The organism is Dickeya sp. CFBP 2040, assembly GCF_012273755.1.
Taxonomy (GTDB): Bacteria; Pseudomonadota; Gammaproteobacteria; order Enterobacterales; family Enterobacteriaceae; genus Dickeya; species Dickeya poaceiphila.
On the sequence record NZ_JAAVXH010000033.1, the window covers coordinates 11,409 to 23,957 of the forward strand.

Sequence of the window (12,549 nt, forward strand, 5' to 3'; positions counted from 1 at the left end):
TGAATCACTCAGCAACCTGCTGCTCCAGCGACGCCTTTAGCTTGTCGCCAAAGCGCAGACTGTGCCACAACTGGAAAATATTCTCCTGCTGACGGTAATTGAGCACAATGTTTTGCCGTGACAGGTCATCCATCACGCTATACCCGGTAATGTGCGATACCAGCGACAAGTCGCCGCGCTGGCTGAGATCAATGGTCGCCCAGGAGCGCCCAATCTCTATATAACGCAACCACGCCACCACCGCGGCATCGGCGACACGGCTTCGCGCTAATTGGTCGGCCAGTTGCGGTTCCAGTTGTACGATCAGCGGTGTGTCATTCGTAAATTTACCGTTTTGAACCAGCATCGCAGGATGACTAAAATTCAACGGCAAGACGCCGCTTACCCGGCCAGACATCGACAGCTTTTTCGCTTTTAACCCAACCATCAACGCATTGAGATCGATACCTTGTAGCTGCAATATCGCCGTTTCATGCGCGGGCAGGCGCAGCGGCGACAGCGACAAATGGCCGTCCAGCACATCAAGATCCAACTGCGCCAGCGTCAACGGGTGGCGCTCACTGTAGGGATAAGCGCCATACCATTGTATGTCGATATTCTGCATCGGAAACAGGCTATCGAGCCGGTTGATGTGCAGCGCCACCGGGCGGGAAATCCCCACTTGCCAGCGATGATTTTCAAATCGGTACGGCAGCACAAAATCCACGCCGCTGACTTCGCCATCCTCCAGCCAGGCACCGCCATTTTTTACCACCCAATGCCCCCCGGCGCGGACCCCCTGCCCACGGGCGGCAGAAAACGCCGTCTGCGCGTAAAACTGACCGGTGCGGATCGTCAGCGCCCCGCCTGGCGGCAGCAACGTCTGGAATACCCGCAACGGTTGAAGCGGCCACCAGCCGCTGCCACGCAGACGTTGCCCATCCCAGCGCCCATTGAGCCGGATAGGACCGACGGCACCTGCCTGCACCTGCCCGTGCCACTGGAAATCCTGCGGATTGCGCCCGTGAATATCCAGAGTCAACGCCGTGGCAGGTAATTTACCCGCGCCGTGAAAATTCACCTGCTTCGCCGCCAGTCTCAGTGCACCGTTCAGCGACGTCGCCGTCACAGAGCGTCGCCAGCGCAGCGGCTCGGTCAACGTTAACCGCGGCTGCTTCATCTCGACCACGCCGTAGCGCAGTTGATTAAGACCGCTGGACAAGGATTCGACTTCGATCAGATCGTTCAGCCAGCGGCCATGCCCCGCGATATCCCAGCGGCCCTGTAACGGCGGCAACTGCCCTTCTCCCCAGTAACGCCAGCGCCAGTCGCCGTTATCAGGCCAGAACTGCTGCGCTTTGCCGTCCAAATGCAGACGAAAACGCCCCCAATAGCTATCACGCACGGCAACAATCGCCTGCAACCTGCCGCTGACGCCTTGTCGGGTAACCTGAATACCCGCCAGCGGCCAGCGTGCTTCTTCCAGCGTCACCGTCGGGTGCGGCGCGCCCCAGGCGCGTAATAGTGAACCGGGCAGCAATGCAACGGTGGGATCAAGCACCGCACCTTTTAACGTCCCCGGCAACGAAGCAAAAACCGATAGGTCAGGTAAATTAACCTGCCCGGTAAGCTGAAAACGCATATCGCTATCGGTCAGCCCCAGCACACCGGGACCAAGCGACAGCACCGCGTTAGCTCGGCCATTGTGTCCCTGCGTCAGGATGTTGATTCGGGCTTCCAGCCGCAGCGGGTCGCGCGGCTGGAACACATCGTACAACGTCAGCGAGACACCGCCCGCCAGCGGCTGGCTGGCGTATGGCCAGCGCCAGCGCCCATCCTGAATGCGAAGATTGCCGTCACTAACCTGCCACGGCAGCGTCAACAACGGTTCGGTCATTGAGGCTACGCTCACCGTCAGTGCTCCCTGATTACCCTGCCAGCGCAGCACTGCGCTGGCAGGTTCCGGTAAACGCAACGGCAGATACTCTGCGCGTACCTCGCCCTGCTGCGGCAGGCGGTTGAGCGCAGGTGCCAGTTGCATCGCACCGCTTATCTGCAGCGGCGCTGCCTTCGCCGAGACACGCATCTGGCCTTGTTGCAGCGTCAGTTCGGTACCATGCAGTTCAGCCTGCACCTGTAGCTGATCGCTCTGGATATGGAGTTGCTGGCGTGATGCGTCAGTAGAGAGTTGCAGGCTACCAGCCTGGGTCAGCCAGGGGGTCACCACGACATGATGTAAAATCAGCTCAGTTGCCGGCAGCCGCTGTTGCCACTTTATCAGCAGCGGAGCGCCCATATCAGGAGACGCTGGCCACTGCCGCAGACAAACCGCATCCAGCGTTAATGCCTGTGCCTCCAGTTGCCAGCGCCCTTTCGAATAGCGAATCAGCAGGCCCGACAGTCTGGCTGGCTGGCACTGCGCCAGGCGCAGTTGCACATCAGGCAGCCACACGCCCCCCCGCCGCCAGCCGGGCGATGCATCCATTACAACAGTGGCCCCGACGGGCAAATAAGGACGCAGCAATAGCGGCAACCAGCACGGCATCATCCAGCAGGTGGTCGCCACTATCAGCACCAGCGCAATCAGCCACCCTGCACAGCGCATTAACTTCAGCATGAGTTATGTTTCAGGATTATTCCGGTCATCATCATTTTATCATTCAATGCGAATCACTGAGGCTTTCGCACCAAATGTCACCATTCAGTTCACATTCCCCCGCAAAACCCATACATCCCAATTACCTGATCGTGATAAAATTTTTACATAAGCACAATATCTGACAACACAACCGACCGGTTACAGACGTGGCAACGCTATCTTGCTCGCACTATTCTGCCCGGATTATATATTCATCAGCATTGTTGCTTATTGAAATAATTGACCCTGCTTTACCCTTCAATGTCGCAATAAGGGATGCTCAATGCGTAAAAATTACCCAGTCAGTCAACATCAGTATCCGCTGGATGCCAGAACCAAACTGATGTCGGTAACCACCCCTGACAGCCACATCACCTACGCCAACGCCGATTTCATCAAAGTCAGTGGCTACGAGCCGGAAGAACTGATGAATCAGCCGCATAATATTATCCGCCATCCTGATATGCCACCTTCCGCCTTCGCGGATATGTGGAATACCCTGAAAGCCGGAAAAATCTGGACCGGCGTGGTCAAAAACCGCCGCAAGAACGGTGATCACTATTGGGTGCGATCCAGTACGACGCCGTTAAAGCGGGATGGCAAGCTGGTGGGCTATATGTCGGTACGTACCGCTGCAACGGCAGAAGAAATCAGCCAGGCCGAGGCACTCTACGCACAGGTGAATCAGGGCACCCTGAAAAACCGTGCCTTTCATCACGGCTTACTGGTTTATACCGGCCCGTTGAAATGGCTTAGCCTGTTCAAAACTATGCCGCTGCGCTGGCGCATCCGTAGTTACTTTGGGATGCTGGGGCTGTTGCCGTTGGCTGTCGCATTCGCGCTGCTGCCCAAAACGGCACTGGTTTGGGAGATCTTTGCGACCTTGATCGCGTTAGCTTGCCTGTTCTGCGAACTGTTAGTACACCACATCGCCAGACCCGTAGAATACATTCTTGAACAGGCGATGCGTTCTGCCTCCGGCCAGGCCAACAGCCTGAGCCAACTTAATCGAGCCGACGAAATCGGTATGTTGATGCGCGCCGTCAACCAATCCGGCATGAATTTCCGTACCTTTGTTGATGACGTCAACGTCAACCTGCAGGAACTCAAAACCGCTTGCAGTGAAATCGCACAAGGCAACCACATTCTGGCGGAATGTTGCGAGAAAACCGAAGAGAGCCTGCAGCAAACCGCCGCGTCTGTGGAACGACTGACCACCACCATCAGGAGCAATGCCGATGCCTCACTGCGCGCATCACGGTACGCGCAAGATGTGAATCAGGTGGTCAACGTGGGCGAGCAGGCCGTATCGGAGGTCGCCAACACCATGGGTACGATCACCCAGGCCAGCGAACGCATCACCGATATTATTAGCGTGCTGGATAATCTGGCGTTCCAGACCAATATCTTAGCGGTCAACGCCGCTGTAGAAGCAGCCCATGCCGGAGAGCAGGGCAAAAGCTTCGCGGTGGTGGCCAGCGAGGTGCGTTCGCTGGCCCAACGCAGCGCCGCATCCGCCAAAGACATCGCCGCACTTATCGACAACACGCTATCCAGCATTCATGCTGGTGATCAGCAAGTTGCACACACGAATCGCTCCATGAGCAACATTCTGGTCAAAGTGCAGGAAGTAACACATTTGATGAACGACATTAGCACGGCCACTAAGGAGCAATCTCAGGGACTGCAGCAGATCAACGACGCAGTCAACCGTATTGATGAACTCACCCATCAAAACACAGCGCTCGCCAGCCAGTCCAATTCCGCCACCGGACATCTGCAACAGCAAATCGCCAGTATGGCGCAGGCAATTTCAGTATTCGGCGCATCAAAGTAAGCTACGTCATCCATTCAGGGGGGGACTCCCTCCTGAATGTCTCCCGCTAAAACATTGTCTTTCCGTTACCATAAAAACGGCGTGATGCCCCTCAACACCAACCGTGGTGGATTAATTGATTCACAAGCGGCAATCGACGCGCTGAAACAACAGAAAATCGGCTCGCGGGGCATGGATATCGATGAAAACGAACGTGACTTATTCTTTAATGGTTCAACCGGCGACGCCATGCCGCCGGTTATACGCTCACGACACTCAACCTGCCGGACAACTGCCGTTCATCAACGCAGTTTCGTTGCAACGCTTGCCGTTAGCCAGCAAGCAGGTGCCAATGCTCGCCCCGTTCAGTTGACGTGAAACCCCCATACGTCCACCTGCCAGCGTGCAGGTTACTTCTGCTGGCGAACCTTGCCACGCTGCACGCTGCGGCACCACCGCTCCCGTATCCTGCACTGATTCCGTCTGCCCGCCACTGCAAGCCACCAGCATCACCGCAGCACCCACCACCAGCCATTGCGGCATATTCATGGTCTTGTCTACTCCTGTATCGCGGTTAATAAGAAGCAACGGATGACATTCTATTCACGTCGCCTCTTTACCACACGGTTACCGTCATGCGCTCACCGCCCATCCCCGGTTTTACCTTTCGTGATAACAGCCTTATGACGTTATTATCCGTTAACGATCTTCAATCGAATGCATCTCAACTTTCGCTGTCAGCGATACTTCCACCTTGATGTCATCCGTCAGCGTCAACATCACCTTCTTGTCTCCGCTTACCTCTGCCGTGCGCTGAGGAATAAGGAATTGCCGTACGCTTTCGCCCTCGATCATATCCTTGCCGTTGTCAACGCCATGGCGCGCCGACAGCAGATAATTCACCATGCCGTTATAGGTAATGCGATAGCCACCGTTTGACGGCTCAACCCGATAATTAAGGGTAATCTTGGGTAATGCCGCTTTGTAAGTCCCGCGGATCTCATCCCAGCGCGCCGGATTGCCCGTCAAATAGATGTAATCCACCCAGTTGGTATTGTTCTGCAACACATGGGTAGTGTTATAGGTAAAGTAGTACGGCGAGATAAATGTACTGCTCAGGCTCGTTGTTTTGGTGCGAAACACCGAACATCCTGACAGCATCGCCGTGACCGCAACGGCCAGGAGCAATTTCTTCATGGGTATTTTTCTCTTTTTGCCAACAGTTTCAACCCACACAGGGTCCAGACCGGTTTCCTTCATGACCTGCCGGACAACAGGCAGGCACCGGGTTGCGCCCACAGAATAGCAGCGATTTTTCCGGTTGATGAAGTGAAAAAAGGGTAAGTCGGGGGATAATTATCCGCATCGACAAACATCATCCGGTAACCCGACATCCATTCATTTGTTTGCTGAGCCACCCACCAACACGCCTGAATAGTGTAATCAACCACAAACGATAATATAACGCCATCGTTCTTCTCATGACGCTGAAATATGGCCAACTTCAGTGAGTAATAATGCTGAAGCGGCCCCCATTCATCCAGCTGGCGTTAATTTTTCATGATTGACGTCAAATAATACGCTTATTAAACGCCTATGAAAAAGAATAACACCACCCGGAAACAACTTTTCGTCGTGATAAAAAAAACACGCTCTTTTGCGAAGAAAACAGAAATAACATCCCAGTCACAGCAAAATACATCAACGACCAATAACCCGGCGACTGGTTATTCTAACGCTCCGTTATCCGGGCTGGAAAATATACGCTTATCCGCACCGGAATCCGGCGTGCCGGCGGCGCCAGCAACGGCCAGCAGTCAGCCGACGCCGCCGGCTGCACCACCAGCCCCTGCCGTTACGCCACTACCCAAATTTAACGCGCCGCACGCTGAAACTGCTACGCCTTCGTCTCAAGGTCCAGCACAGCCGTCTGCCTCCAGCGTGCCGCAGACCAGCCAGTCATCTTCCGAGCCCGCACCGGTTACTGCCGCCACCACAACAGAACCGGCAGTAGAACCCGCAGCACCGCAGGAGCCGTCCACCCCGCCGTTTGCACCTGATTATGCCGCTGCGGGAAGCCAATTAAGCAAACTGATGTCTGGCATGGCGGCACCGCTGTCGCGGCTGGCAGGCACAGTACCGGGATTACTCTCGTCCGCATCCGCCTCTCTGACTCAGGCAGCCCAAGGCAAACCGAATGTAACCGAAGCCAAACCGGCTTCTGTTGAACCTCAGGCTGCCCCTCCCGACGTTAAACCGATCGAGGTTGATGTTAAGCTTAATACCATTGCGCCCACCTCTTCGCCCGCCGAATCAGCTTCTGCCGCAGCGCCATTAGCAGAGAGTTCAACAACATCGGCACCTAAGCCTATCGCAACGGTAACCTGGAACCCTGCAACCACTATCAGCGCGCTGCAACGCAATGCCAAAAAGGAATCTATAGGTTATTGTGCAAGAGCTGTTGTTAATGCAATTCAGGCTGGTGGAACAAAAATAGAAAGAGCGCCTGCGGCGAAAGATCTCGGTTCTAAACTCATTGCCGCTGGTTTTTCCCCCCTATTTTCTATGCCAAGACCATCCAGAGAATATGACAGCAGTAAACTTCTTCCTGGTGACGTGGTTATTCTGGAAGGCTTTAAGCAGGATATAAAAGCCGGGATCAAAAAAGACCACCCATTTGGCCATGCCGCCATGTACGACGGCAGCAAATGGATTTCCGACTTTACGCAATCAGGATTCTATCCTGGACCGGATTACCGCAAGGCGTTGCCTGGCTACACCATTTATAGAATGGTCCCCACACAGGCTCAGATTGATGACTTCAACGCTTCTCAAGGCACCAAGCCCGTTTCCCAAACACCGGGAACAGCACCTTCAGTAACAGTAACGCGCCCGGTCCCAACCACTCAGGCGACGCAATCATCTGCCTCAGCACCGGCGTCACGACCTGTGGCTCAAGCGTCACGCTCCGCTGTATCTGCATTGCACCCTGAGGCTACCGAATCTCTATCTCTGCCTACAGCACCGATTAGGATCGCCGCTCAGTCCGAACATACAGAAGGCGTCTCAGCACAAGAAACGGATAGTCAAACGCTTACCGTACTCAAAGGAAAGGTGACATATGATGCTGAAGGAAGCGAAGACAGAGGCAAGTATTTTAGTCGGCACATTCATTTTCCTGAAACAAAAGAATCTGGCGTCACACTCGGTCGAGGGTATGACATGGGGAAACGGACTAAGAAACAAGTCTATAATGATTTGATCGCTGCGGGCATTCCGGCATCTCAGGCATCGAAAATATCCTCTGCGGCAGGAAAAACTGGAGAACAGGCAAGAAAATTCGTTAATGAAAATAACGATATTGGCGAAATCACCATGGAGCAACAGATAAAACTATTCAATAATATCTACCCGATTTATGAGAAAAAAGCGCAAGAGCTTTATAAAAAGAATACCAGCGGCATGAGCAGCGTAACAAAATGGGAAAACCTTAATCCGGCAATTAAAGATATTTTAGTCGATATTGTTTACCAGGGATTTCAAGGCGTCCAGGCGATGCCAGCTGCATCACAGAATAGTATTGATCAGTTTATAATCTTTCTGAAAAACAACGAAGATTATCAAAAATATGAAAATGGGAGACATAGAGTCGATTATCTTCAGAAGGAAAAAAATCGAATCAGCAGGAATCAAAATAACTAATCTCTGATGTCTATGAATCACACAGGACATCCGATACAGGTGGCCACCTAAATGGCCACCTGCCATCATTTAGCAGGTTTATTCCCCACCAGACTCCCCTGCCACGCACTTAATGGTACACTTAGCCCCCAGCAACGCTGGAGCACCGGCCCCATGAACATGAGTTACCGTTAAATGTCAGAAAATCAATCTGTTACACCTAAGCAGCAGTACAACCTCAACAAATTGCAAAAGCGTCTGCGTCGTAACGTGGGCGAGGCGATTGCCGATTTCAATATGATTGAAGACGGCGACCGCATCATGGTCTGTCTGTCCGGTGGCAAAGACAGCTACACCATGCTGGAGATCCTGCGTAATCTGCAACAGAGCGCGCCGGTAAATTTCTCGCTGGTGGCGGTGAATCTCGACCAGAAGCAGCCGGGTTTCCCGGAACATGTGCTGCCGCACTATCTGGACAGCATCGGCGTTGAATATAAAATTGTGGAAGAAAACACCTACGGTATCGTGAAAGAGAAGATTCCGGAAGGGAAGACCACCTGTTCGCTCTGCTCGCGCCTGCGTCGTGGCATTCTGTACCGTACCGCCACCGAACTGGGCGCCACCAAAATTGCACTCGGTCATCACCGTGATGACATCCTGCAAACGCTGTTTCTAAACATGTTCTACGGCGGTAAGCTGAAAGGTATGCCGCCAAAACTGGTCAGCGACGACGGCAAGCACGTGGTGATTCGCCCACTGGCATACTGCCGCGAAAAAGATATTGAACGTTTTGCCGACGCGCGCCAGTTCCCGATTATTCCGTGTAATCTGTGCGGATCGCAGCCTAACCTGCAACGCCAGGTAATCAAGGATATGCTGCGTGACTGGGACAAACGCTACCCAGGCCGTATCGAAACCATGTTTAGCGCCATGCAGAATGTGGTGCCGTCGCATCTGAGCGATACCAACCTGTTCGATTTCAAGTCAATTCGTCAGGGCAGCGAGGTGGTAGACGGTGGCGATCTGGCATTCGACCGAGAGGAGATGCCGCTGCAACCCGTAGGCTGGCAACCGGATGAGGACGACGAAGACAGCGCCCGACCGCTGGAGCGACTGGACGTACTGGAAATCCGTTAACACTGATTGGCGGCCACCTGGCCGCCGATATGTGTACACACCACGGACTACTTTTCGATAAAAATAACGTGCGAATACGGCGCTCATCGCGACGAACGGCACACCGTCCGTATCAGATGCTTTACATTAAATTGCAGGCAAAAAAAAGCCGACGAAACGTCGGCATGGTGTGAATTAATTGTGCTATGCAGTAATTCAAAAAAGGAAGTAAGACAATATGGAGCGCAACGCCCATCGCTTGACGTTGCATTCACCTGCGGAAAGCATAGTGCCGTAGGTGTAGTCCAAAAATGTTGATATTGCTCAATATTAACTATGGTTTTTATCACTGCTATTGGTTGTGTGATATTTCGCGCAATTATTCCGCTTCGCCCCTCATAGCCATTTACTGCGCTTTAACCACCAGGCAACGCCGCTCACTAACAGCACCAACATCAGGCAAAATACGCCAAATCCGATACCACTAGTGGCGCCCGGAATACCACCCAGGTTAACGCCAAATAATCCGGTCAGAAAGGTAGTGGGCAGAAAAACCATTGCCAGCAACGACATCGTATAAGTACGCCGGTTCATCGCATCAGTCATCAGCGTGGTGATTTCATCCGCAATCACGGTTGTACGAGCAATGCTGGCATCCAAATCTTCCAGCCCACGACCAAGACGCTCAGCAATTTCCTGCATACGCCGACGGTCGTCATCCTGCATCCAACTGAATTTCTCACCGGATAAACGCGAGAAAATATCGCGTTGCGGCGTCATATAACGGCGTAACACAATCAATTGTTTGCGAATCAGCGCCAGTTCACCACGCGGTGGAATACGTTGTTCCAGTAACGCATCTTCCAGATCGATGATTTTCTCATGCAGTTCATCAATGAACTCACTGGTGTTATCGGTTAATGCCTCAGCAACGGATACAATCCAGTCACCACTGTTGGCAGGACCGTTGCCCTCTTTCAGGTCACTCATCACCTCATCAATCGCCGCAACCTTGCGGCGACGAGTAGAAACAATCAGCCGGCCAGTAATAAATACCCGGATGGCGACCAATTCATCCGGCCTTTCATTGGGGTTGTAATTGATGCTGCGCAGGGTCACCAGCGTGCCCTCACCAAGCCGTAATACGCGGGGGCGGGCGCTTTCTCCCGCCAGCGCGTTACGTACGCTGTCCGGCAAGAGCGTGGTTTCATGCAGCCAGTGCACGCTGGCCGGTTGTGTCGAGTCAAGATGTAACCAGACAGGCTGCTCTGCCTCCTCGCTCACACTACTCTCCGCCAGCGGCAGAATGCCGCCCTTGCCATCCAGCCGATAGGTAAAGACCGCACCAGTATGCCGGATAGCATTATTTTCAGTCACTTCCACGCCGTTCCTCCTGCCACGCACACCGCTTCCATCTTACTGCCTGTTACAACAACCGCAATCGGAAAGGGTGCATCGTCGCCACGCGTCTTGATAACGCTGTCATTAAGAAACCTGACTTAGTGTTTCAGAATATAAAGCGTATGACTGTAAGCGACATCTTCAGGATTGGTAATGGGATAGCCTTTCACCCAAGGTTTAATCAACCGGCCATTGGTGTACTGGTAGATTGGCGCAATCGGTACCTGCTCAGCCAGAATCTGCTCGGCGTGATTATAATCCTCGTTTAATACCTTCCGGTCAGTTTGCCCGGCGGTATCCGTCATCAGGCGGTCATAATCTGCATTGTTGAAACGCGCGATATTGCCGCTGTGACTGGAAGTCAGTAGCGACAGGAAGGTGGATGGCTCGTTGTAATCACCAACCCAAGACGCGCGTATCACATCAAAATTGCCCGTGTTGCGACTGTCGATATAGGTTTTCCATTCCTGATTCACCAGCTTGACGTCTACACCGAGTTTCGTCTTCCACATCGACGCTACCGCAATGGCGATTTTCTGATGAACTTCCTGCAGGTTGTACAACAGCGTCAGCTTCAATGGTCTGGTCGGGCCATAACCCGCTGCCGCCATCAGCGCCTTGGCCTGCATATCCAGCTCAGCCTGTGAATACTGCTGCAACTGTACCGGTTGCGGCGTGAATCCGGCGGTCACATCAGGCGTAAAACGGTAGGCCGGTTTTTCGCCGGTTCCCAACACTTTTTCAGCAATAATTTTGCGGTCGATGGCATACGAAAGCGCCTTTCGTACCCGCACATCGTTGGTTGGTGCGCGCTGGGTGTTAAACGCATAGTAATAGGTACCCAGTTGGTCTGGCGTAAAGACTTGCCCCGGCAGATCTTTAAGCAGTTTCTGGTACTGGTTCTTGGGAAATGACTCGGTGATATCGATGTCGCCGGCCAGATAACGCTTAGTAGCATTGGACTCCTGATTGATCGGTACGAAAGTGACCTGCGTCAACCGGGTATTAGCATGATCCCAATACTGGTCGTTAGGCGTCAGTACCAACTTTTCGTTAACCACCCGCTCTGTCAGCACGAAGGCGCCGTTACCCACCAGATTGCCCGGTTTAGTCCACTCGTTGCCGTATTTCTCCACGGTGGCCTGATGCACCGGATAAAGGCTGAAATTAGCCATCAGGCTAATGAAATAAGGTACTGGTTTACTCAGTTGTACTTTGAGTGTGTGGTCGTCAACCGCAGTGACGCCCAGTTTATCGGCGGGCAGTTTGCCAGCAAGAATCTCATCAGCATTGACGATCCCCGCCAGGCGCGCAAACCAGCCAAACGGCGAATTGTTCTGCGGCGTCACCAGTCGCCGCCAGCTGTAGACAAAGTCCCTGGCAGTAACCGGGTCGCCATTCGACCAGCGAGCATTAGCGCGCAGGGTAAAAATAAAGGTACGATTATCGTTAGTCTGCCAACGCTGAGCGACGCCGGGAATCGGGTTGCCTTGTGCATCCTGATTCACCAATCCTTCAAACAAATCTCGAATGACCTGAATTTCCGGCAAACCAACCGCTTTAATGGGGTCCAGCGACGCGGGTTCATCTTTGATATGGCGCACGATCTGCTGCTGGTCCGCCAATACGGTACCAGGAGGAACCTGCGCAGCACCTGCCGGATTGAGCAGCATAGTCATCAGTACAGCGCAGAACGCATTTACGCAAACAGCGGAATAACGAAATTGCATGTTGTGTCCTTAAAACTATTATCCTTAAACCATCACCATTACAACTATTACTCTTGCAATCATTGCCTTTGAACCACATTAAACATTGTCTTCGCCCCCTGCAACCTCGTAAGACCCGAAGCAGGATTGAGGAGCGACCAGGAACATGTCAGGTAATCAGCTGAAAAAATCATTATCAGGCTGAAAAT

8 protein-coding genes and 1 pseudogene are annotated in these 12,549 nt (G+C 53.1%); 4 read left to right on the forward strand and 5 right to left on the reverse strand.

The window, feature by feature from the left end; genetic code table 11:
- Positions 1-4: 4 nt before the first annotated feature.
- Positions 5-2,596, reverse strand: a complete 2,592-nt coding sequence (locus Dpoa2040_RS04790; protein WP_168640482.1) for a YdbH family protein — start codon at positions 2,594-2,596, stop codon at positions 5-7.
- A gap of 304 nt (positions 2,597-2,900) precedes the next feature.
- On the opposite strand from Dpoa2040_RS04790, the gene Dpoa2040_RS04795 reads away from it, so the two are divergent.
- Complete coding sequence (locus tag Dpoa2040_RS04795; protein WP_168640483.1) at positions 2,901-4,454, forward strand: PAS domain-containing methyl-accepting chemotaxis protein; 1,554 nt, start codon at positions 2,901-2,903, stop codon at positions 4,452-4,454.
- A gap of 69 nt (positions 4,455-4,523) precedes the next feature.
- Positions 4,524-4,665 (forward strand): annotated as a pseudogene (locus tag Dpoa2040_RS18345) (NAD(P)-dependent oxidoreductase); the annotation flags it as partial.
- Positions 4,666-4,709: 44 nt separating this feature from the next.
- Here Dpoa2040_RS18345 and Dpoa2040_RS04805 read toward each other — a convergent pair.
- Both Dpoa2040_RS04805 and Dpoa2040_RS04810 read right to left on the reverse strand, forming a co-directional pair.
- On the reverse strand, positions 4,710-4,982 hold the full coding sequence (locus Dpoa2040_RS04805) for a DUF333 domain-containing protein (RefSeq protein WP_168640484.1): 273 nt from the start codon (positions 4,980-4,982) through the stop codon (positions 4,710-4,712).
- A 150-nt stretch (positions 4,983-5,132) separates the two neighbouring features.
- Positions 5,133-5,630: a hypothetical protein gene (locus Dpoa2040_RS04810; RefSeq protein ID WP_042873945.1), complete on the reverse strand. Its 498-nt coding sequence runs from the start codon at positions 5,628-5,630 to the stop codon at positions 5,133-5,135.
- A gap of 399 nt (positions 5,631-6,029) precedes the next feature.
- Between Dpoa2040_RS04810 and Dpoa2040_RS04815 the strand changes: the two genes are divergently transcribed.
- A complete protein-coding gene (locus tag Dpoa2040_RS04815; protein ID WP_168640485.1) occupies positions 6,030-8,135 on the forward strand; it encodes a pesticin C-terminus-like muramidase in 2,106 nt (701 codons plus the stop codon).
- A 174-nt stretch (positions 8,136-8,309) separates the two neighbouring features.
- Positions 8,310-9,251: a tRNA 2-thiocytidine(32) synthetase TtcA gene (gene ttcA, locus Dpoa2040_RS04820; protein WP_042870968.1), complete on the forward strand. Its 942-nt coding sequence runs from the start codon at positions 8,310-8,312 to the stop codon at positions 9,249-9,251.
- A 375-nt stretch (positions 9,252-9,626) separates the two neighbouring features.
- On the opposite strand, the gene zntB is transcribed toward ttcA, so the two are convergent.
- Complete coding sequence (gene zntB, locus Dpoa2040_RS04825; protein WP_042870969.1) at positions 9,627-10,613, reverse strand: zinc transporter ZntB; 987 nt, start codon at positions 10,611-10,613, stop codon at positions 9,627-9,629.
- Between the two features lie 116 nt (positions 10,614-10,729).
- Complete coding sequence (locus Dpoa2040_RS04830; protein ID WP_168640540.1) at positions 10,730-12,310, reverse strand: ABC transporter substrate-binding protein; 1,581 nt, start codon at positions 12,308-12,310, stop codon at positions 10,730-10,732.
- Between the last annotated feature and the right edge of the window lie 239 nt (positions 12,311-12,549).